General features: G+C 63.8%; 1 pseudogene. It reads right to left on the minus strand.

What is annotated here, in order from left to right:
- A pseudogene (locus EN851_RS35770) lies at positions 1–287 on the minus strand (TetR/AcrR family transcriptional regulator); the annotation flags it as partial.

The raw sequence follows: 287 nt of genomic DNA on the forward strand, positions 1-287 counted from the left end.
CGATGAACATCATGTTCATGTTGTTGAAGATCAGCTCGCCCACTGCCGGGCCGTCGATGTCCGGCCGCACCAGGCCGATTTCCTGCAGGCGGGCGATCAGGGCGCGGATCTGCTCGGTGAGCGCATGGTCGAGCGCGGTGTAGGCCTGGCCGAAGGGGCTGTCGGGCAGTTGCGTGGAGATCGCCATCGCCTGCCGCCACATCTCCTTGCTGAGGTAATTCAGCGAGTGCTCGATGTAGATGCCGATCAGCGTGTCCAGCGCATCGCCAACATTGGCGGGCGGGCTG

The organism is Mesorhizobium sp. M8A.F.Ca.ET.208.01.1.1 (assembly GCF_004791315.1).
Lineage (GTDB): Bacteria > Pseudomonadota > Alphaproteobacteria > Rhizobiales > Rhizobiaceae > Mesorhizobium.